Here is a 21359-nt window from a genome sequence, read left to right on the forward strand (position 1 = left end):
GAGCAACGACTCCCGCCCGTCGCGGATGACGAAATCATCGGACGCCGACTCCTGATACCGTGCCGACCCCACACCATCACACTGACTGGAGTCGGAACGCCGGGGCGACCGACGGCTGCGACGGAGTTATGGGTACGCGAGCAGGAATTCCACACCGCCGCACAGAGTTCAACCGAGTTCACGGCGCATCCTCCTCTCCGCGCGAACCGGCCCCGACCGTGTTCGCGATCAGGACACCGGCGGGATCGGGCAAGACGACCCCGACGACCGAACCCACCGCAGCGGTGAAATGTCCGGGCACGTCGGCGGCGAGCACGGACGGCAACCCGTCGACATCCAACTCGACCCGGGTCGACGCCCCACGCCACACCGCACTGCGCACCGTGGCACGCAACGCATCTCGATCCGAGGTCTTGCCGAGGGTGATGGTGTGCGGGCGCACGCACAGCAGCGCGGCGTCGTCCGGCTTCCACTCGTCCTGCCCGACACCGGGCACCGGCGCCTGGGCACGCAGTGTCGAGGTTCCCGCGGTGACCAGCGCCGCCGTCCCGGTGACATGCTTCACCGTGCACGGCACCAGGTTCGCCCCACCCAGGAACCCGGCGGTGAAGTCGGAAGGCGGTCGCTGCCAGAGGTTTTCGGCGGTGTCGATGTCGACGAGGCGGGAATCACGCATCACCGCGATCCGGTCGGCCAGGGCGAGCGCCTCGGCCTGATCGTGGGTGACGTACAGCATCGCCGTGTCGGGCAACGCCTTCCGCAATTCCTGCAGTTCGCCGAGCATCGAGTGCCGCAACTGCGCGTCGAGGGCGGCGAGCGGTTCGTCGAGCAGCAGCACCCTCGGCCGGATGGCCAGCGCACGGGCAATCGCCACCCGCTGCTGCTGACCACCCGACAGTTCCCGCGGCAGACGCTCGGCATAGCCACCCATGCCGACCATCTCCAAGGCCTCGGTGACGCGCGGCCCGATCTCGGCGCGCGGCACCCGCTGCGATTTCAACCCGAACGCCACATTGCTGTGCACGCTCATGTGCGGGAACAGCGCATACGACTGCACGACCACGCCGATCCCCCGCTTGGCGGGCGACAACGCGGTGACATCGCGTCCGGCCAACCGCACCGAGCCTGAAGTGGGACGGACGAATCCGGCCAGCGCCTTGAGCGCTGTCGACTTGCCCGACCCACTCGGGCCGAGCAGTGCCACCGTCTCGCCAACGGCGACGCGCAGGCTGAAGTCGGCCAGCGCGACAGCGGCCTTGCGGCCCCGGCCGTAGCTGACACCGACCCGGTCGAACACGATCGCCGGTTCGGTCGTGGTGGCACCGGCCGAAACGACGGACCCCGTGCGCACGTCACCATCGGACATTGTCGACTCCTTTTACAGGGGATTTCAGCTGCCGGTTGCCTTCTGGTATGCCGCGAGGTCGGCATCCAGCTCGGTGAGCACCGTGTTCCAGTCGACCGGGACCACGTCGACACCACGCATCGCCGCGGCGGGACCGCCCTCGGCGGGCGCGGGCACATCGGTCCGCGGCGACACCGCGAACGCCTCGGGTCCGAGCGCTGCCTGCGCCTCGGGCGCCATCAGGAACCGCATCAGCTCGGTGGCGTCGTCCTTGTGTGGCGCACCCTTGGCCAGACCCATCATGTACGGCACCGCCACGGTGGAACGCTTGCCGTCGGCGGCGGGGAAGAAGACGTTGAACTTGGAACCCTTCTCCTTCACCGTTGTCAGGTTCATCTGCACGTCACCGTTGGCGATGAGCAACTCACCCTTGTCGACCTTGGCCTGCAGCTTGCCGGTCGACGACGACGGGCCGACATTGTTGGCCTGCAACGCCGCCAGGTAGTCCAGCGCACCCTGCTTGCCGCGCAACTGCTGCAGCAGCACGAGCACCGCCGTGCCGTCACCGGCCTGGCCGGGCGTCGAGTACTGCAGCTTGCCCTTGAACTCCGGCTTCAGCAGGTCGTCCCAGGTGAGCGCGGCGGCATCGACCGACGGGTTGGCGATGAAGCACAGGAAGTTGTTGGCCATCGTCACGTAGTTGCCGTCGGGATCCTTGTCGGCGGCGGGGATCGCGGCGGTGTCGATACCGCTGGGCTGCAGCAGGCCCGACTGCTCGGCCTTCTGGATGAACGGCGGCAGGGTGACCACGATGTCGGCCTGCGGATTGGACTGTTCCTTGTCGACCCGGTTGACCACCTCGCCCGACCCGGCCTCGACCAGGTTCACCGCGATCCCGGTCTGCTTCGTGAACTCGTCGAAGCGGTTCTTGTACCAGCCGCCGACGCCGTCGGCGGAGTACACGGTGACGGTGCGGCCGTCGGCCGACTCGGTTCCGGTGCCGCCACACGCCGAGGAGAACGCGACGGCGGTGACGCCTGCCAGCAGCAACGCGGTACGCGCGAAGCGGCGTCTGGTGAGGGAAGTACGCACGATGACAACAACTTTCGTTTCACGGAGGTGCATTCGCCGCGGCGGTCGCCGCGACGGAAGTTCAGGCCAGGAGCAGGGCGGGGAAGTCGGCGACGGAGTCGACGACGTGGGTCGCGCCCGCCTCTCGCAGCTGTGCCGCGCTGTGCGCGCCGGTCAGGGTGCCCGCGACGATGCGCGCCCCGGCCGCCAGACCGGTCGCGATATCGCTGGTGGTGTCGCCGAGGACGGCGATCCGGTCGACCGCGTCGACCCGCAGGCGCAGAGCCGCGGTGAGCACCATGTCCGGGTAGGGACGGCCACGGCCGGCGTCGGACGGGGCGAGGGTGAGATCGGCCAGCTCGGCCCAGCCGAGCGCGGACAGCAGCTTGTCCTGGGTGCCTCGGCTGAACCCGGTGGTGAGCGCCACCCGGACACCCGCGTCGCGCAGGGCGGTGATCGCCTCTACCGCACCGGGTATCGGCGCGATGTCGGCCTCACCGACGAGCGCGTCGTAGGCCGCCTCGAAGGCGCGATTACCTGCCTGGGCCGCGTCCTCGTCACCGAGCAGCGCACGGAAGACCTCGATCTTGGACTGCCCCATGGTGTCGAGCACGTATCGGCGGGCCGCCTCGCGACGTGGGCCGTCGGACTCGATCCCGACCGCGGTAGCCGCCTCCTCGAAGGCGCGAAGCACCAATCCGCCGTCGGCGACGGTTGTACCGGCCATGTCGAGCACGGCGAGCTGAATGTTGTTGTGGTGCATGGTGATCCTCACAGTCCGATCTCGTCGGCGGTTTGTTCGCCGAGGGCGGGGCCGAGCGTCATTCCGCGACCACCGGGGCCGGTCACCACCCAGACGTTGGTGTCGGCCCGCACCCGGGTGACGATGGCGTCCGGGTCGACGCTCTGGCTGTAGACACCCGCCCACCGGCGCACCACCCGTGGCAGCTTGCGGCCGAGCAGCTCCTCGGTCACCTCGGTGAGGTGGTCGTAGGGCGATTCGTCGACGTCGAAGGCGAACGGTTCGGTGTATTCGTGGGTATCGCCGATGGTCAGCCCGCCGTGCAACCGCTGCACACACAGCAGCTGCATCTTGTGCTCGGCGGCGGTGGCTGTCTGCGACTGTTCGCGGGCGAGCGAATCCACCTGTGGGCCGGCGAAACCCGGGTAGTAGCGGAAGCTGTCGCCGTCGGCGATCGCCGTGGTGAGCGCTTCGCCGAGCGGCTCGGTCTGCATCATCTGCAACCGCACCCGGCGCACCGGCAGCACACCGGCCAGTTCCCGGGTGAGCCCGGAATGCGCCGCGCCGGGGCAGTGCACCACCAGGTCGGCCTCGTGACGGCGGCCCTGATCGTCGAGCACCACCGCACCGGCGCCGGTATCGGTGACCGACCGGGCCTCGGTCGACTCGTGGAAGGCGTAGCGACCGCTGGCGGCCATGTGGGCGCGCAACGCAGGCAACGCCTGCCGCGACTCCACCGCCGCGTCGGTCGAACAGTGCAGGCCCGCCAGGTATTTGCCGCGCAGCGCCGGGTTGTGCGCCAGCACCTGCTCGGGTTCGAGCAGGGTGAAGCCGCGATCGGCCGCGGTCGGCCCTGCCGCGGCGGCCTCGGCGACGGCCAGCTCCGCCGGGGTGCGGACCAGGGTGATGGACCCGGCGGGCCGGAAACCGACGCCCGCGACCCGGCCGCCGATCTCCTCCCACAGCTCGCGCGAGCGCAGCGTGAGTTCCAGCTCGCCTGCCGACCGCCCGGATACCCACACCAGGCCGAAGTTGCGGACCGTCGCGCCGCGCGCCTCGCGTTCGCGTTCCAGGTGGACGACCTCGTGGCCGCGGGCTATCGCGGCCCAGGCGTGCGCCGTGCCGAGAATCCCACCACCGATGATGACCAATCGCATGGCACCGATAGTGGCAAATGGTCTAGACCGATAGGTGTGGCCAGGGCGAACACCGCGTTAACTTTTGGTATAGACCAATCCGGGTACGCTGAGCGGCATGGATTCACCGCACACCACGCGCGTCCCGAAGGTGTTCCGCGTCCGCACCGAGATCGACGCGATCCTCGCCGAACTCGACGAGGGCGACCCGGTGCCGTCGGAACGCGATCTCGCCACCCGCTTCGGAGTGGCGCGCGAGACGGTGCGCCACGCGCTGCGGGAACTGCTGGTGGAGGGCAGGATTCGCCGACGCGGACGCGGAACGGTTGTGTCGCGGCCGAAACTCACCCAACCGCTGTCGCTGCGCTCCTACACCGAGGGCGCGATCAGTCTCGGCCGCGTACCCGGTCGCATAGTCGTCGCCTGGGAAGACGTTCCCGCCGACGCGCAGACCGCGACCGATCTCGAGGTGGAACCCGGCACGCCGGTGATGCACCTCGAACGCGTCCTGCTGGCCGACGGTGAACGCATCGGCCTGGAAAGCACCTATCTGCCACTGCATCGCTTCGGCGGGCTTCGTGGCAGTTACGACCCGACCACGTCGCTCTACGCCGCGATCCGCGCCACCGGCGTGAGCTTTGCCGGTGCGCGGGAACGCATCGAGACCGTTCTCGCCTCGCCGCGGGAGGCGGGCCTGCTCGAAAGCACGACCGCACTACCGATGTTGCTGCTGCACAGGCGAAGTGTCGATGCGGACGGCGCACCCATCGAACGGGTGCGCTCGCTCTATCGTGGTGACCGCGTCGCCTTCGAGGCGAGGCTGTCACCGGAACCCGCGTAGCCCCTACTGCTCGGGCAGCCTTCGCCTGCCACCGATCACATCGGTGACCAGGTCGGTGTAGCCGTCGACCAGCTCGGCCAGGTGATACCAATGTTTGTGCGTGCTGTCGCTTCGCGCGCCGTCCAGATCGATGGCCTGGTTGGCATCCACCCAGCTTCGCGCCATCCGGTCGACGACGGCGCCGAGACTTTCGGTGTGCAGCGAGGCACCCGTCCGATTCACCGGAATCTCGGCGACAATCCAGTCGTTGATGTCGTCGACGAGTTCTCCTCGACGGCAATCTATTTCGGCGATCAATGCGGCGTCACGCACCTGTGCCCGCCGTTCGTGCAGCTCAGCGAGCGCGTGTGCCGATCGCAGCAATTCGCGATCCTGGAAACGCCGCCCCTGGAAGGCGCACAACAATTGTGGCGCCGTCGGCAGTACCCCACCCATCACCGGCGCGCTCATCGCAACGCCCCGAATTCACCCGACACCCAAGATTTGTCTACCAACATGATTGGCTCTCGATTCGGTTATCCCGGTCTTCTGTTCGGCTTGCTCGCAACCAGGCTAACTGGATCATGCTCGCTCACAACGGGAAACGCAAGATTGCGTTGTCACTCCTGCAGTAAAGCCGCCCTGACAGAACCGCGGGTCACTTGACCACCAACGAACAGGCCGACCGGCATTCTTTCCCGAACCCGTGACAGCATGGACGAGCAGCGCAATAATGCGATTCACGTGACGCGCCACAGGCGAAGGGGCACCCATGGCAGGCAAGCGAACCACACTCACCGTCCGGCTTCGCAGGCTCGCAGCGATGCTCCGTGAGCTGCGTGAATCCGCCGGGCTCAGCAAAGAGGACGTGAGCGCGCGCACCGGCATCAACGTGACAACGCTGTACCGCATCGAAATGGCGCAGGCGCGCCCGCAGCGGCGCACGCTCAGCGCGATGCTCGACCTGTACCAGGTGAGCGAGAAAATGCGCGAGGAGGCCATGAGCCTGCTCAGCGACGCGCTCAAACCGGGTATGTCACATGCGTACGAAGGCGCGTTGTCCGATGTCTACGCCACCTACATCAACTTCGAGGCGGAAGCACTTTCGGCACGCCAGTACCAGACCTCCACTGTGCCCGGCCTATTGCAGACCTTCGAATACGCCGCGGCGGTGATCGATACGTCGATGCCGCGCCTCGATGCCTCCGTGATGGAGAGCCGGGCCAAGGCGCGCATGGACCGCGCGGTGAACCTGACGAAGGACGATCCGCTCGAGCTGTGGGTGGTGATGGACGAGGCCGCCATCCGCCGGGTGGTCGGCGGTCCGGTGACCATGGTCGGCCAGCTCGACCGGCTGCTGGAGGAGACCAAGCGCAAGAACGTGATCCTGCAGGTTTTGCCGTTCGAGGCGGGCGCGCATCCCGGCATGGCCGGGTCGTTCACGCTGCTCGACTTCCGCAATCCGGTCGACCCCGAACTGGTGTACGTGGAGAGCATGTCCGTGCACGACCTGGTCGAAGGTCATTCGGAGATCCGCCGATTCGGCGTGATCTTCGACCAGTTGCGGGCCATGGCACTGAGCCCACGTGATTCCGCCGCGCTGATTCAGCGGGCACGCGACGAGATCGCGGCCGGGGTGGATCGGGCGCGGTAGCCACGACTTATGCGGTGAGCAGGCCGGCGATCCGGCCGAGAACCTCGGGTGCGAGGAGATCGTCGAGGGTCGCGTCGACGGCATGGGCCGTCAGGTTGCCCGTCACCAGGCGTCGCCAGTCCTCCACCGCGGCAGCCGCATCGGGTCGATCGCGCTCGGGGACGACCAGGACGAGTTCGCCGGGGAGGCTTTGTGGGGGGTGGGTCGACGCTGCGCGTGCGAGCGCGTCGGAGTGATCGATCAGGTGCCGCAATTCGTCGCCCGTCATGGCGATCGTGCCCGCCAGCCTGTCGGTCAATTCGGCCGCTGACGTGTCAATGCCCGTTTCATGGTTGGGCGGACGGGATTCGTTGTCCGCGACGCCGATGAGCCGCTCGACGAATCTGCCCGGCGCCGTCGGCGACAGCGGTCCGGCACCGGCATCCGTGCCCAGGAGGACAACCCGGACAACCTGGTTGTCCTCCCCTAGCCGCACTGCCATCTCCTGCGCGACGAGGCCGCCCGCCGACCATCCGAGCAACCGATACGGCCCCTGCGGAGCGATCCGGCGGATCTCGGGCAGGAAGTGCTGCGCGTAGTCGCCGATCGTCGGCCGGTCGACAAGCGTCTGCAGCCCGTAGACGGGTACCTCCGGCTCGAGGTGGGCGAGCAGGCAGGCGAACGGCCAAGCCAGGCCCGCCTCACCGGCGAGACAGAACAGCGGTGTGCCGTCGACCGAATCCGAGCGTGGACGGATCGGCAGCACGGTCGACACCGCGGCAGCGGGTCGCGGTTCGGCGTACACCTCGCGGGACCACTCGCAGGTCTGCGCCTGCTCCTCGTCTGTGCGCACAACAAATGGTACGTCGTACGAAAGTTCTACCGAGCCAACAATTCCGGGGGCACCGGTCAGTGGACGACCGAGGGAAGACAGCGGGAACCGGCCCACAGATCGTCGATCAGGCGCTGGTAGCTCTCGGCGAGGTCGTCGAGCCGGGCCCACTCGTCGTAGAACTGCGCGTCGGTGGCGTCGGCCATGCTGACGAACAGCCGCGCGCTGTGCGCGGCGAGCCGGTCGACGAGCATGCCGAGGGTTTCGCAGTGCTCGGCGGCGGTGGCCGAGGGCAGCGGGGCGGCCAGGATCACCCAGCGGTCGATCGCGCGCATCAGCTGCGCCCGGCGACGGTCGAGGCCGGGCGCCTCGAAGGCCGGCGTGCGGTCGCGCACCTGGTGCAGCACGGCGAGCTCGGCCGCCGCGTGCAGCACCGGGTGGTAGCCCTCGGCCAGCCCACGGAACGCGGCGAGCATCAGCTCACGCCCGGGCAACCTGGTTCGGTCGACCGAAAACCGCGTCTCACAGCGCATCACCGTCATCTGGCACCTCCGGCTCGGCCACCCCGGCAAACACTCCGCCACCACTGTCCCCTACCACGATGCCAGACGGAAGCGAACAGGCCTGCGGACATCCAGGTTGTCCTGTTCGCCTGGCGTGTGCCCGCCGCGCTACAGCGCGCGCAGACTGCCGAACAGGCCGTCCTTCTCCTCGCGTGGGCCCGCGGTGAAGTACAGCGCGTCGGCGTCGCCCGCGCTCTCACCGTTGCCGAACGTCAACGCCCACAACCCCTCGATCTGCACCGGCTCGCCGTCGCTGTCGCGCAGGTAGTCGACGAAGGTTCCGGTGGTGTCGTCGAAGGCGAGGACCCGGCCGAGGCCACCGGAGTTGCCGATCAGCAACTTGCCCGAGAGCGCACCGAAGTTCGACGGCGCGATCGTCACCGCCCACGGTGCGTTGAGGCGCCCGCCGTCGTCGATGATGCGCACCAGCTTGCCCGCGGCGTCGAATTCGGCGACCTTGCCCTTGTCCGGGGTGCCGCCTGCCGCTTCGTCGGCCTTGGCGTCGAGCGAGACCTCCTCGCCCTTGTCGAAGGCCTCGGTGTCCTTCTTGTCGGCCTTGGTCACGGCGTAGGAGACGAACACCCGGCTGCCGACCGTGGTGATGTTGAACGGTGCCGGGTCGCCGGGAACGGCCTTGTTGCCCTTCTCCGGACTGGCGGGGTCGACGGGCTTGCCGGTGGCGAACGGGTTGGCGAAGCCGGTGGTCGCCACCGGCTGCCAGAACTTGTCGAAGGTGCGGATCTGCGGGTCGGCGCCGAAGTCGGCGGCCAGCAGTTTGTCACCGGAGGGTGCGAGCGCGAGCCCGAGGAACGACATGCCCTGGGCCGAACCGTCGAAAACCTGGTTGGCGCCGCCGTTGCGGCGGATGACGGCTCCGTCGGGCGCCTGCTCGGTCCAGGCGTTGATCCTGCCGGAATCGGTGCCGACGATGAACCGGGCCGAACCGCCGAGCGGGACCGGCATTCCGTTCAGATCGACCCACTGGTCGCGCACCGCGAATAGATCGGAATTGATCGGCGCCGGGTTGAACACCACACCGGTCGTCTTGCCCGCCGACTTGTCGGACGGATCGGCATCGGTGCCGGGAATCGCGACGGATTCGAACTGGTCCCTGGTGAGTTTCTGCAATGCCGGATCCGTCGACTCGCTGACATCTCCGAGGAACTGGAACGACTTTCCACCCGCGCCCACCCAGAAATGTCCGCCCGCGCCCTTGGGCCGGGTCGCCAGACCCCAGGCGTCGACCATCTCGGCGATGGTGAATTGGGCGTGATAGGAGTCGGAGCTGGCGGCCAGATCGGTTTGGCTGTACCGGTTGCCGTCGAGGGCGGCGACACCGTCGCCCGCCGGATCGGTGCCCGAGCACGCGGCAGCGACCAGGAGCACCGCGCCGAGAACCGCACCGCGCACCGGCCCGGACAGCACCCGGCGGGTGCCCCTCACATGTCCGTTCAACGTTCATTCCTTTCGACCTCCGCCGGACGGCGTTCAGGCGACGCTGACCTTATCCCGACCCGTGTGACGGTGTGCCGTGAACATGGCTGTGGTGGCAGGTCTAGGCTGTCGCGCGTGGTCGAACCAAGCGCGCCCATCGCCCCGCATCCCGCCGTCGCCGCCCTCGCACCGCTGCTCGGTACCTGGCGCGGGCGAGGTCACGGTGAGTACCCGACCATCGATCCCTTCGACTACGTCGAGGAGATCACCTTCGGTCATCTGGGCCGCCCGTTCCTGACCTACCGGCAGCGGACCAAAGCCGCCGACGACGGCCGCCCGCTGCACGCGGAGACGGGCTATCTGCGCGCCCCCGCACCCAGCAAGGTCGAACTGGTGCTCGCCCACCCCACCGGAATCACCGAGATCTGCGAGGGAACACTCACCGAAACCGTCGACGGAATTCGGCTCGAATTGAATTCGACGAATATCGGGTTGAGCGGGTCGGCGAAATCGGTGACGGCGGTAGGCCGTTCCTTCCATGTGACCGGCGACACCATCGAGTACACGCTGCGGATGGCCGCCGTCGGCGAATCCCTGCAACATCATCTGAGCGCCACCCTGCAACGTGCGTGACAATGCAATTTCATTTGCACGTACCCGCTGAGCAGCGTGTTCGACCGCGATGGCGGATCGTCACGGTCGCATAGCGATTACGTTCGAACACGCCCGCACATATGGCAACAATTGTGTGTCGCTTACTGCCGCCGCCTGTTGCCGAGCGCTTCCGCGTTCTACGGTTCTCCCATTCGGAACACGTCGAAACCCTGGACGAGGGAGACGAATATGAGCCGTTCCACCCTGATTTTGACCACCGCCGGAATGATTCTCGGCGGTGCCATGGCCATCGATCTGCTCGACGCCCGAGTCCAATCCGCGCCGCCCAAACCGGCTCCCGGCTATGAAGTGGTCCACCGCGACGCGGTGGAGCACACCGACAAAGACGCCTACGTCGTCCCGCCGTATCGCGCTCAGTAACCGGGCGGCAGCGCCGCGAACATGTCACGGGTGACGGCGACCGCGTTGTCGGAACTGCCACCCTTGACCAGCAATGTCGCGAAGGCCATGTCGCCGCGGTAGCCGACGAACCACGAGTGCGATCCGCCGTCGACCTCCGCCTCACCGGTCTTGCCGTACACCTCGCCCTGATCGCGGATGCGTTCGGCGGTGCCGCCGGTGACGACCATCCGCATCATCTCGCGCAACCCCTCGACCACCTCGGGCGCGAGTTCGGGCCGCTCACCGACGATCTCGGTGGGCCTGCCCGCGATCAGATACGGCACCGGCGCCGACCCGTGCGCCACCGCCGCGGCCATCAGTGCCATCCCGAACGGGCTCGTCACCACCCGGCCCTGGCCGATGCCGTCCTCGGCGCGCTGGACCAGCCCGTCGGCGGGCGGCACCGACCCCGACAGCGTCGGCAGCCCGGCCACCCGGTAGTCCTGGCCGATGCCGAGGCGGGCGGCGGCCTCGGTGAGCGCGTCGGGTTCGAGCCGGCTGGCCAGCCGCGCGAAGGTGGTGTTGCAGGAGCGTTCGTAGGCGGTGGCCATCGGCACGTCACCGACCGTGAAGAGGTTGTAGTTGGGAATCGTGCGCTCCCCGATGGTTGTCCGGCTGGGGCAGGGCAGCACCGTCTCGGGCGTCGCGATACCCGCCGCCATCGCCGCCGACGCCGTGACCGTCTTGAAGATCGAGCCGGGCGGGTACTGGCCGCTCGTTGCCACGGGGCCGTCACGATCGGCGGCCTTGTTCTGGGCCACCGCGAGAATCGCGCCGGTGGAGGGCCGGATCACCACCATCATCGTCTGCTCGGTGCGCAGGTCGACCGCGTGCTGGGCCGAATTCTGCACGAAGCGGTCGATACTGAGCGCGAACGACGGCGCAGGCTGGGCCGGGACCTCGTGCAGCACATCGAGATCCGCGCCGTTGGCGTTGCGGGTGACCACGCTCCAGCCCGCCTTGCCGTCGACCTCGGCGATCACGGTCTTGCGCACCTGGGTGAGCAGGTCGGGGGCGAACTTGCGATCGGTGGGCACCATGTCCCACTCCTGGGTGAGCGTCACTCCGGGCAGACCGATCAGGTGGCCGCCGAGCGTCTCGGCCTCGTACTCGCTGAGCAGGACGACCGTGTACGCCCCATCGGCTTTGCGCGCGGCCGACAGAATGGCCTGCGGGGTGTAGGCCACCGGATCGATGCGGCTCAGCGCAGCGGCAAGGGCCCCCGCGACCCGGTCGGGGTCCGGGGCGTCGGCGACCGTGAACCGCACCCGTGACACCTTGCCCGGCACGAGCACATCGCTGCCCGCCGACTCGTTGACCCGTGCGCGCGGCGCGGGTTGGGTTCGTAACTCCAGGCTTTGGGTGTCGCCGAGTTTGGGGTGGATGTCGGTGGCGGTCCAGCGCACCAGCCAGCGGCCGTCGCTGCGGCCCATCTGCAGTTCACCCGAATAGGTCCATCGGCGGCCCTTGGGCAGTGTCCACTCGTAGGTGTAGTCGACGGTGGCGGTGTCGCCCTGCACGCGCGCGTCGCCGGTGCGGACGGTGAGCTTCTCGGCCTGCAGCGCGTCCCAGGTGGAAGTGAGTGCGGCCGTGGCCTTCTCGGGCGAGGTCGTGAGACCACCCGCGGTGACCAGATCGCGGTCGGCCAGGGCCTCGGCGAAATCCTGGGCGGCGGGCACCGGCCCCTGCGGACCCGTCGAACACGCGCCCGAGGAGAGCGCGAGCGCGAGCACCGCACAGGTGGTGAACATCCGAGTTCTCATCGGCACAGATGGTAACGGCGAACCGGGCGCCGACGACGCAACAACGCCGGGTCAGCGGCGGAAAACTAATCGACGAGGACGGTCGCGAAGGTGGCGATCTGACGGAAACCCACACGGCTGTAAGCACGTCGGGCGATCTGGTTGTAGTCGTTCACGTACAGGCTGGCCGTACGGCCCGTCGACACAACGGCATTCGCGACGGCGGCCGTTCCCGCCGTCCCCACCCCGGCACCGCGATGCTCGGGATGTACCCACACGCCCTGGATCTGACCGGTGCGCCGTGACAACGACCCGATCTCGGCCTTGTACACCACTTCGCCGTCGTCGAAACGTGCCCAGGCGCGGCCGGATTCGATGAGGCTCTTGATGCGGCGTCGGTAACCGCGACCACCGTCGCCCGCGCGCGGGTCGACGCCGACCTCCTCGATGAACATGGAGATCGCGGCGGTGAGGTAGCGGTCGATCTCGTCGGGCCGCACTCGTCGCACCGCGCTGTCCGGGCGGGCGAGGGCCGGTTGCGCCAGGGCGAGCAGCGGCTGGTCGGCGCGTAACTCCCTCGCCGGTCCCCAACTCGGCGCCAGCATCTCCCACAGCGGCAGCGCCAGCTCCTGCCTGCCGACCACGGAGGAACACACGCGCGGCCACCTGGTCGCCCGATCGGCGAACGCGCGAAGGGCCTGTTGATCGCCGCGCAGCGGAACCAGGTTCGCACCGGAGAAGCACAGGGAGTCGGCCGGGCCGCCGCGACTCCACAACTCGCCCACGCCGGAACGGGTGTCGAGCCCGAATTCCTGGACACGGGCCGCGATCATGCACGAGGCGACCGGGTCGGCGTCGAGGACCCGTAGCACCTCGGCCAGGTCCCGCACGGTCACCGGACGCGCGGGGGTGGCCTTGGACCGTCGCGTCGGCTCCAGCAGACTCCGCACGGCACCAGCCTGCCACGAAAGCGGGCGCAGTGGTACGGGTCGAGCTGAATCCGTCGCCGGACCGTGAGGGATCAGCCCGCGGTGACCACCGGCTGCGCGCCCGGCTCGGTGCCCATCTCCTCGGCGATCCGCATCGCCTCCTCGATCAGGGTCTCCACGATCTGCGCTTCCGGCACGGTCTTGATGACCTCGCCCTTGACGAAGATCTGTCCCTTGCCGTTGCCGGAGGCGACCCCGAGATCGGCTTCGCGGGCCTCGCCGGGGCCGTTCACCACGCAGCCCATCACGGCCACGCGCAGCGGCACCTCGAGGCCGTCGAGACCGGCCGCGACGGCGTCGGCCAGCGTGTACACATCCACCTGGGCGCGTCCACACGACGGGCACGACACGATCTCGAGCTTGCGCGGCCGCAGGTTCAGCGACTGCAGGATCTGGCCGCCGACCTTCACCTCTTCGGCGGGTGGCGCCGACAGCGAGACGCGGATCGTGTCACCGATGCCCTCGCTGAGCAGGGCGCCGAACGCGACCGCCGACTTGATGGTGCCCTGGAACGCCGGTCCCGCCTCGGTGACGCCGAGGTGCAGCGGGTAGTCGCTTTGCGCGGCGAGCTGACGGTAGGCCTCGACCATCACGACCGGGTCGTTGTGCTTGACCGAGATCTTGATGTCGCCGAAGCCGTGGTCCTCGAACAGGCTCGCCTCCCACAGCGCCGACTCGACCAGCGCCTCGGGGGTGGCCTTGCCGTACTTCTCCATCATCCGCTTGTCCAGCGAACCGGCGTTCACGCCGATGCGGATCGGGATGCCCGCCGCGCCCGCGGCTTTGGCGACCTCGCCGACGCGACCGTCGAATTCCTTGATGTTGCCCGGGTTCACCCGCACCGCGGCGCAGCCCGCATCGATGGCGGCGAAGATGTAGCGGGGCTGGAAGTGGATGTCGGCGATCACCGGGATCTGTGACTTCTTGGCGATGGTCGCCAGGGCGTCGGCGTCTTCCTGCCTCGGACACGCCACGCGCACGATGTCGCAGCCCGAGGCGGTGAGCTCGGCGATCTGCTGGAGGGTGGCGTTCACGTCGTGGGTCTTGGTGGTCGTCATCGACTGCACCGAGATGGGATGGTCACTGCCCACGCCGACATTGCCGACCATGAGCTGCCGGGTCTTGCGCCGTGGTGCGAGAACAGCAGCGGGAGCGGCGGGCATCCCCAATCCGATAGTGCTGGTCACGGTCGGCTGCCTTCTTTCCTACGGATCTCGAATCGACCTGGGCTGATTGCTTCCGAGCTTAGTCGCGCACGCCGCCGCCGCACCCTGTGAGGGGCGCGACAGCGGGCGTCTGCGGATCAGGGTAGGCGGATCGGGTTGACGATGTCGGCGGCGAGGGTGAGCAGCATGAACGCACCGCCGATCACGACGGCCACATACGTCACGGGGAGCAGTTTCAGATAGTCGACCGGGCCCGCGGGGGCCTTACCGCGCCACGAGCGCACCACATCGCGCACCTTCTCGTAGAGCACCACCGCGATGTGCCCGCCGTCGAGCGGAAGCAACGGCAGCAGGTTGAACGCGCCGAGGAAGAAGTTCAGGCTGGCCAGTACCAGGATGAACATGCCCCACAGACCACGCTCGGCGGTCTCGCCACCGATCCGGCTGGCGCCGTAGACGCTGACCGGGGTCTCCGGGTCGCGCTCGCCGCCGGTGACGGCCTCCCACAGCGCCGACACCTTCTGCGGCATCTTGGCCAGCGACTTCACCGTCTCGACGAAGAAGTCGCCGGTGAACACGATGGTCGCCGGAATCGCCTCGACCACGTCGTACTGCTGTGGTTCGGCGTAATCGGGTCCCACACCGACCGCGGACACCTCGCGAGCCGGACCCTCCTTGGGCGAACGCATCACCCGCTCGGGGGTCACGGGCACGGTGAGGGTGTCGCCGTCGCGTTCGATGGTGTAGGTGAAGGTGCCGGTCTGCTTCTGGGTTTCGGCCTGGAACTGCGCCCAGGTGGTCACCTCGACGCCGTTGACCGCCTTCACCACGTCGCCACGCTGTAAACCGGCGCGCTGAGCCGGACCGTCACCCGTGCACGGTGCGAGCTTCTTGTCCGGCGTCTCCTGGGCGACGCAGCTCATGGTGCCGAGCGCGGTGGCAGGCGGCTGCTCGAGTTGCGGCAGACCCCAGCCCACCGCCAGCACGACCAGCAGAATGAAGCCGAGCAGGAAGTTCATGGCGATGCCACCGAACATCACCACCAGCCGCTTCCAGGTGGACTGGCGGTACATCGCCCGGTCCACCTCTTCGGGCTCCAGCTCGTCCAGGGCCGTCATGCCCGCGATATCGCAGAAGCCGCCGAGCGGCAACGCCTTGAGGCCGTATTCGGTCTCGCCACGACGGAACGAGAAGATACGGGGCCCGAAACCGATGAAGTAGCGGCGTACCTTCATGCCGGTCGCCTGCGCGGCCCACATGTGCCCGCATTCGTGCAACGCGATCGAGATCGTGATACCGACGGCGAACAGGGCAAACCCGAACGCGAATACCATCTGGCCCTTTCTCTGTTCTCGGCGGCTGGCGCCGCGGTGGGGTCCTGTTGAGTCGGTCAGGTCAGGGCGTCGGTACTTCGGCGATAACCTCGGCGGCGAACTCCCTGGCCCAGCGGTCGGCCGCGAGGACATCGTCCAGGGTATCGGGTTCGGCACGCCAGCGGTCCGCGGCCTCGACCGCGCGGGTGACGGTGCGCACGATGGCCGGGAAGCTGATCGCACCGTCCAGGAAGGCCGAGACCGCGACTTCGTTGGCGGCGTTGTAGACGGCGGTGACGCTGCCGCCCGCCTCACCGGCTTGCCTTGCCAGACGGACAGCGGGGAAGACCGCGTCGTCGACGGGCTCGAACGTCCAGGTCGACGCCGTACCGAAATCGCAGGGCGTGGCCGCGCCGGGAAGGCGGTCGGGCCAGCCGAGGGCCAAGGCGATGGGCAGCTTCATATCCGGTGGGCTCGCCTGGGCCAGGGTGGAACCGTCGGTGAACGTGACGAGCGAATGCACGATCGACTGCGGGTGCACGGTGACATCGATACGGTCGTAGGGCACCCCGAACAGCAGGTGGGTCTCGATCAGTTCCAGGCCCTTGTTCACCAGCGAGGCCGAGTTCAGCGTGTTCATCGGGCCCATCGACCAGGTCGGATGCGTTTTCGCCTCGTCGGGGTTCACCGATTCGAGCATCTCGGTGGTCCAGCCGCGGAACGGGCCGCCGGAGGCCGTGAGCACCAACCGGTCGACTTCCTCGGCGCGACCGCCGCGCAAGCATTGGGCCAGGGCGGAGTGTTCGGAGTCGACGGGGACGATCTGGCCGGGTGCGGCCGCCCGGGTGACCAGCGAACCGCCCGCGACGAGGGACTCCTTGTTGGCCAGCGCCAACCGGGTCCCCGCCTCGAGGGTGGCCAGTGTCGGTTCCAGGCCGAGCGAACCGACCAGGGCGTTGAGCACCACGTCGGCATCGGTGCGGCGCACGAGTTCGGTCACCGCGCCCGGCCCGCCGAGCTCGAGATCGAGTTGCCGGGCGGCGGCGGGATCGGCCACGGCGACATTGCGGGTGCCGGTGGCGGCCATCTGCTCGGCGAGCAGCGCGGGATTGCCGCCGCGCGCGGCCAACCCGACCACCTCGAAGCGGTCCGGGTTGGCGGCGATCACCTCGAGCGCCTGGGTGCCGATCGAACCGGTACTGCCCAGGAGCAGCACCTTCACCCGGTCGGTCGACGTCGTATTGCCGTGCGCGGCACGGGGTGCGTGGTGGGACACGGGCCCATTGTGGCAGGGCTGCTGGCTACGACGAACGGTCGTATGCCACGATATGCACACTCGCCCAACCAGAACTCGAGCCCTAAGGAGCGATCGTGGCCGCCACGGACCTCGAAAAAGCCAGCACCGAGCGCGCCGTCGCCACCAGCGTCGACCCCGCCGAGGTGCCCTCGGCAGCGTGGGGCTGGAGCGGCGAGTCGCCCAAGACCTTCCGCATCGCCGGCTGGTTCGTCGTCATCGCGCTGCTCGGCATGACCATCGGCAACCACCAGGGCCACGTCGAGGACATCTTCCTCATCGGGTTCGCCGGTCTGCTCGCGGCGATCCTCGTCCTCGATTCGCTCACCAAGCGCATCCCGAGGTAGACACCCGCACCGATGCCTGCGGCCGCGATTCGATCGCGCCGCAGGCATTGTCGTGTCAGCGGCCGCGTCGCGCGCCGGGCTTGCGTCCGGCCTTGGCAGGTTTGCGCTGCGCGGTCTGCTTCTTCGGCGCCTGCTTCTTCGGCGCACGCTCGGGCGCGGGCCTGGCCGGTTCCGCGCCGCGTGAACTGTTGGCCGAGCGGCCGCGCACGATGCCGACGAATTCCTCGACCAGTTCCGAATCGCCGTCGGCGGGCCAAGCCAGCGCGATCCGGGTGAACTCGGTGTCGCTGATCGGGCGGTACACCAGGTCGCGCCGATGGTGCAGCCGGGCGATCGACTGCGGCACGATCGTCACTCCCCCGACTGCGGCGACCATCGCCAGGGCGTCCGCGGCCTGATCCAGATCGCCGCTGTCGTGGTGCTGTTCGTCGGCCAGATCGGCCGGGCTCACGGTATCGAGCAGCGACAGCGCGTCGTCCTTCTGTACGACCGCGACCGGCGTCTCCTCCCACAGCGGGATCGCGTTCATTCCGGACCGGTCCATCGGCAACCGCACGAAGCACAGGTCCACCCGGCCCTCGCGCAGCGCGCTCTCCTGCTCGCTCTGCGCGACGCCGAGCACCTCGAGGGGGTGGTCGGGCAGCCGCTCGCCCCACACGCGCGCCCACTTCGACACCGTCACCCCCGGCACGAAACCGACGCGCAGGCTCGCGGGCCCGTCCGGCTTCTGCTCGCGCTGTGCCTGCTCGTCGGCGCGGATCAGCTCCCGCGCGTGTTCGAGCAGGGTCGCGCCGTCCTCGGACAGCTGGGTCGGCGACGCACCGGGCACGAACAGCCGCGTGCCGAGTTCGCCCTCGAGCTCGATCACGGTGGCGCTCAATGCTTGACGCGGAATCCGCAACGCTTTCGCGGCGCGCGCGAAATGCAATTCCTCGGCCACGGCGACGAACCGACGCAGCCGGACGAGGTCGATGGAGTCGGCGGCGGTGACGTCGAAGTCGCTCATTCGGATCAGAATATGGCACGCGCCGAACAGGTCGGCGCGCCGATCACAGGTTCGTCAGCACGGCGATGAGCACCGCGATGCCGATCACGATGGCGAACACCACCAGCAGCACCCCGATCATCGACCCCCAACCGCCCCGCGCGGGCGGCGGTGGCGGCATGGGCGCGCGCATCGCGGGCTGGGCCCAGGCTGCGGGGGTCGCCGGTCGCGGCGCCATCGGCGGAACCGGTGCGACCGGGATCGCGGCACCGGAGGTGTTCACCGGCCGCATCGGCTGCATCCCCAGGAACGGCTGAGCGTGTGCCCCGGACGGCGGTCTTGCGATCGGGCGGGCACCGGTGGTCCCCGTGCGCATGGCCCGCTGGGCGGCCTCGACGAACTCCTCGCAGGAGGTGAACCGGTCGGCTGGTCGCTTGGCCAGCGCCCGCGCCATCACGGCGTCCAGATTCGGCGGCAGCCCGGCCCGGCGCGGGCTCACCGGCGGTGGCGGCGACTGCAGGTGCCCGGTGATGACGGCGGCCGGGCTCGGCGCCTCGAACGGTGCGGTGCCGGTGAGCAGGGTGTAGAGCGTGCAGGCCAGCGAGTACTGGTCGGCGCGATGGTCGAGCGGGACACCGGTGAGCTGCTCGGGTGCGGCGTAGGCCAGCGTCGCGGTGAACGAGCCGGTCTCGGTGAGGTGACCCGAATCGTCGCGCAGACGCGCGATGCCGAAGTCGGTGAGATACACCCGCTCCTGGCTGTTGGACCTGGCCAGCAGGATATTGGCCGGTTTCACATCGCGGTGCAGCACGCCCGCGCGGTGCGCGAAGTCAAGGGCGGCGGCGGTCTCCCGGATGATCTGCAACGCCCGATCCGGTGGCAGCGTCGCCGGATCGAGCATCGACGCGTCGATCCCGTCGACGTATTGCATGCTGATCCACAGCTGGTCGTTCTCCACACCGCGGTCGAACACCGTCACGATATTGGGGTGGTCGAGCTGGGCGACCAGATCGGCTTCCCGCTCGAACCTGGCCCGGATCTCGGCGTCGGAGAACAACTCCTGATTCAGCAGCTTCAGGGCGGTCCACCTCGGCAGCCGAGGATGCCTGGCCAGGTACACCGAACCCATCCCGCCGCGACCCAGCTGCCGGTCGATCGTGTATCCGGCGAATACCGTCCCGTCAGAAACCACTCTGACCCCCGAATCTCGCTCGTCGTCCGACGCGCTGGACCCTACCAAAACGGTGTTCGTGCCGTCGCGGGCATCCGCTAGCTCATCGGGAAGGTGGTCAGTTCTTTCAGTAGTTCGGGCAGGTCCTCGGCCAGCACGTCCGAATCCCGGGAGAACAGGAATACCCAGCGTTCTCGGCCGGGGTCACTGAATGTGGAGACGACCACGGTCATGTCGTAGCTGTCTCTGCCGTAATGGTCCTTGAAGAAGAGCGCCCGGTGGTCGTCGGTGCGTGTGCCGGACGATCCGCTGCCCACATCTTTGGTCTCGCGCTCGAATCGGGCGACCGCCGCCTTCGCCGACTCCTCGGAGGGGAATGCGTAGAAGGCGAATCTGGTCGCGTTGATGTCGGCGGGTTTGCAGGACCATTTGGCATGCGCCTCTTGAAATGTCAGTTCCCACTGGAGTTCGTTGCGCGTGGTCGTATTGACATAGGCCTCGCAGGAGCGGCCGCCAGCACCGACTCCGGTGAGGTAGGGGTTCGACAGCGATGTTCCATCGGCTTCACCGGGCGGCAGCATCTGCGGGAACGCCGCCGACATCGCGGCGATGTCGCGATGGGCACGGGAACGATTGAGAATCTGCGACACCCAGGTGCTGTCGTCCTGCCACACCCAATACGACGCGCCTGCGATCGCGGCGAACACCGTCAGCAGAATCAGCGGAACGACGCCACGCCCGCGACGGGCCGGAACGGGGCGAGCGGAATGAACCGGCGCCGGTCGCGGGGGCGGCGGCGCGGGCATCGACGGGCGTGAATACTGCTGGTGGACAGGGGATGCGAATACCGTCGGTTGTCCACCCGTCCCGGTGAGAGCACGGCGGGCGGCGGCTGCGAATTCCGCACACGAATCGAAGCGGTCCGCGGGGCGCTTGGCCAGCGCCCGCGCCAGGACCGCGTCCAACGCGGCAGGGAGGTCAGGGCGGTGCCTGCGTACCGAGGGCGATGGGGATTGCAGATGACCTTGAATGACGAGCACCGGATTCGCCGCCTCGTACGGAGCTTCTCCCGTGAGCAACGAGTACAGCGTGCAGGCGAGGGAGTACTGGTCGGCGCGATGGTCGAGCGGCGCGCCGGTGAGCTGTTCGGGAGACGCGAAAGCGAGGGTGGCGGTAAAGGTTCCGGTCTGGGTGAGGTGGTGAACGTCGTCGCGGGGACGGGCGATACCGAAATCGGTGAGCAGCACGCGCTCCGGGCCGTTCGTGGCGGCCAGCAGGATATTGGCCGGTTTCACGTCGCGATGCAGCACGCCGTTGCCGTGCGCGTGGTCGAGTGCGGCGGCGGTGCCCTCGATGATGTGCAGGGCTCGGCTAGCAGGAACAGGATGCTCGATGGCGGCGGCGTCGACACCGTCGACGAACTGCATGCTGATCCACAGCCGCCCGTCGTCGACGCCCCGGTCGTACACGGTGACGATATTCGGGTGTTCGAGCTGCGCGGCCAGATCTGCCTCCCGCTCGAACCTGGCCCGGATCTCGTTGTCCGAGAATAATTCCGGATTCAGCAGTTTGAGCGCGGTCTGGCGCGGCAGCCGAGGATGCCTGGCCAGGTACACCGAACCCATTCCGCCACGACCGAGCTGTCGTTCGATCGCGTACCCGGCGAAAACGTCCCCCGTCGCAAGCATGATCCCCCGTTGTCGAACCGATCGATTACCGA

Annotated in this window: 21 protein-coding genes; 5 read left to right on the forward strand and 16 right to left on the reverse strand. The window is 68.4% G+C overall.

Features of this window, described 5'->3' with window-relative positions; all coding sequences use genetic code 11:
* Nucleotides 1-178 precede the first annotated feature (178 nt).
* From NCO8_RS04540 to NCO8_RS04555, 4 genes are all read right to left on the reverse strand, one after another.
* The gene (locus NCO8_RS04540; protein WP_067636496.1) at nt 179-1366 is read right to left on the reverse strand and encodes an ABC transporter ATP-binding protein; all 1188 of its coding nucleotides are present in this window, start codon (nt 1364-1366) and stop codon (nt 179-181) included.
* 24 nt (nt 1367-1390) lie between these two features.
* Entirely contained in the window at nt 1391-2437 is a 1047-nt protein-coding gene (locus NCO8_RS04545) for a 2-aminoethylphosphonate ABC transporter substrate-binding protein (RefSeq protein WP_312032664.1), read from the reverse strand.
* Between the two features lie 61 nt (nt 2438-2498).
* Nucleotides 2499-3179 (reverse strand): phosphonatase-like hydrolase, encoded by a 681-nt coding sequence (locus NCO8_RS04550; RefSeq protein WP_067636744.1) that lies wholly within the window; start codon nt 3177-3179, stop codon nt 2499-2501.
* 8 nt (nt 3180-3187) lie between these two features.
* Nucleotides 3188-4315, reverse strand: coding sequence for a TIGR03364 family FAD-dependent oxidoreductase (locus NCO8_RS04555; RefSeq protein ID WP_067636500.1), 1128 nt, complete (start codon nt 4313-4315; stop codon nt 3188-3190).
* Between the two features lie 97 nt (nt 4316-4412).
* On the opposite strand from NCO8_RS04555, the gene NCO8_RS04560 reads away from it, so the two are divergent.
* The gene (locus NCO8_RS04560; protein WP_067636502.1) at nt 4413-5135 is read left to right on the forward strand and encodes a GntR family transcriptional regulator; all 723 of its coding nucleotides are present in this window, start codon (nt 4413-4415) and stop codon (nt 5133-5135) included.
* A gap of 3 nt (nt 5136-5138) precedes the next feature.
* On the opposite strand, the gene NCO8_RS04565 is transcribed toward NCO8_RS04560, so the two are convergent.
* On the reverse strand, nt 5139-5498 hold the full coding sequence (locus NCO8_RS04565; protein ID WP_067496462.1) for a DUF4254 domain-containing protein: 360 nt from the start codon (nt 5496-5498) through the stop codon (nt 5139-5141).
* A gap of 388 nt (nt 5499-5886) precedes the next feature.
* On the opposite strand from NCO8_RS04565, the gene NCO8_RS04570 reads away from it, so the two are divergent.
* A complete protein-coding gene (locus NCO8_RS04570) occupies nt 5887-6768 on the forward strand; it encodes a helix-turn-helix domain-containing protein (RefSeq protein WP_067636503.1) in 882 nt (293 codons plus the stop codon).
* Between the two features lie 7 nt (nt 6769-6775).
* Here the strand turns inward: NCO8_RS04570 and NCO8_RS04575 are convergent, their stop codons facing one another.
* The 3 genes from NCO8_RS04575 to NCO8_RS04585 all read right to left on the reverse strand — a co-directional run bounded on the left by NCO8_RS04575 (nt 6776) and on the right by NCO8_RS04585 (nt 9597).
* Nucleotides 6776-7600, reverse strand: coding sequence for a thioesterase domain-containing protein (locus tag NCO8_RS04575; RefSeq protein WP_067636505.1), 825 nt, complete (start codon nt 7598-7600; stop codon nt 6776-6778).
* 56 nt (nt 7601-7656) lie between these two features.
* Entirely contained in the window at nt 7657-8121 is a 465-nt protein-coding gene (locus NCO8_RS04580; RefSeq protein ID WP_084456514.1) for a DUF4254 domain-containing protein, read from the reverse strand.
* A gap of 129 nt (nt 8122-8250) precedes the next feature.
* Nucleotides 8251-9597, reverse strand: a complete 1347-nt coding sequence (locus NCO8_RS04585) for a TIGR03118 family protein (RefSeq protein ID WP_245655231.1) — start codon at nt 9595-9597, stop codon at nt 8251-8253.
* A gap of 114 nt (nt 9598-9711) precedes the next feature.
* Here NCO8_RS04585 and NCO8_RS04590 point away from each other — a divergent pair, with 114 nt between their 5' ends.
* Nucleotides 9712-10209, forward strand: a complete 498-nt coding sequence (locus tag NCO8_RS04590; protein WP_067636509.1) for a peroxynitrite isomerase — start codon at nt 9712-9714, stop codon at nt 10207-10209.
* A gap of 210 nt (nt 10210-10419) precedes the next feature.
* Nucleotides 10420-10611 carry a hypothetical protein gene (locus NCO8_RS04595; protein ID WP_067496292.1) on the forward strand — a complete coding sequence of 64 codons (192 nt, stop codon included), beginning with the start codon at nt 10420-10422 and terminating at the stop codon, nt 10609-10611.
* Here NCO8_RS04595 and NCO8_RS04600 read toward each other — a convergent pair.
* The 5 genes from NCO8_RS04600 to dxr all read right to left on the reverse strand — a co-directional run bounded on the left by NCO8_RS04600 (nt 10605) and on the right by dxr (nt 17118).
* Entirely contained in the window at nt 10605-12395 is a 1791-nt protein-coding gene (locus tag NCO8_RS04600) for a penicillin-binding transpeptidase domain-containing protein (protein ID WP_067636511.1), read from the reverse strand. The genes NCO8_RS04595 and NCO8_RS04600 overlap by 7 nt on opposite strands.
* Before the next feature lie 65 nt (nt 12396-12460).
* The gene (locus tag NCO8_RS04605; protein ID WP_247607075.1) at nt 12461-13315 is read right to left on the reverse strand and encodes a GNAT family N-acetyltransferase; all 855 of its coding nucleotides are present in this window, start codon (nt 13313-13315) and stop codon (nt 12461-12463) included.
* Between the two features lie 80 nt (nt 13316-13395).
* Nucleotides 13396-14550, reverse strand: a complete 1155-nt coding sequence (gene ispG / locus NCO8_RS04610; RefSeq protein ID WP_067636513.1) for a flavodoxin-dependent (E)-4-hydroxy-3-methylbut-2-enyl-diphosphate synthase — start codon at nt 14548-14550, stop codon at nt 13396-13398.
* 116 nt (nt 14551-14666) lie between these two features.
* Entirely contained in the window at nt 14667-15863 is a 1197-nt protein-coding gene (locus NCO8_RS04615) for a M50 family metallopeptidase (RefSeq protein WP_067496282.1), read from the reverse strand.
* A gap of 61 nt (nt 15864-15924) precedes the next feature.
* Nucleotides 15925-17118, reverse strand: coding sequence for a 1-deoxy-D-xylulose-5-phosphate reductoisomerase (gene dxr / locus NCO8_RS04620; protein WP_245655232.1), 1194 nt, complete (start codon nt 17116-17118; stop codon nt 15925-15927).
* 95 nt (nt 17119-17213) lie between these two features.
* Between dxr and NCO8_RS04625 the strand changes: the two genes are divergently transcribed.
* Nucleotides 17214-17483, forward strand: a complete 270-nt coding sequence (locus tag NCO8_RS04625) for a DUF2631 domain-containing protein (RefSeq protein WP_067636515.1) — start codon at nt 17214-17216, stop codon at nt 17481-17483.
* Between the two features lie 55 nt (nt 17484-17538).
* Here NCO8_RS04625 and NCO8_RS04630 read toward each other — a convergent pair whose 3' ends face one another.
* The 3 genes from NCO8_RS04630 to NCO8_RS30415 form a co-directional block, all read right to left on the reverse strand.
* Nucleotides 17539-18489: a LysR family transcriptional regulator gene (locus NCO8_RS04630; RefSeq protein WP_067636517.1), complete on the reverse strand. Its 951-nt coding sequence runs from the start codon at nt 18487-18489 to the stop codon at nt 17539-17541.
* Nucleotides 18490-18532: 43 nt separating this feature from the next.
* The gene (locus NCO8_RS04635; protein WP_084456523.1) at nt 18533-19660 is read right to left on the reverse strand and encodes a serine/threonine-protein kinase; all 1128 of its coding nucleotides are present in this window, start codon (nt 19658-19660) and stop codon (nt 18533-18535) included.
* 77 nt (nt 19661-19737) lie between these two features.
* Complete coding sequence (locus NCO8_RS30415; protein WP_084456526.1) at nt 19738-21327, reverse strand: serine/threonine-protein kinase; 1590 nt, start codon at nt 21325-21327, stop codon at nt 19738-19740.
* Between the last annotated feature and the right edge of the window lie 32 nt (nt 21328-21359).

This window comes from Nocardia coubleae NBRC 108252 (assembly GCF_001612805.1).
GTDB classification, from domain to species: Bacteria; Actinomycetota; Actinomycetes; order Mycobacteriales; family Mycobacteriaceae; genus Nocardia; species Nocardia coubleae.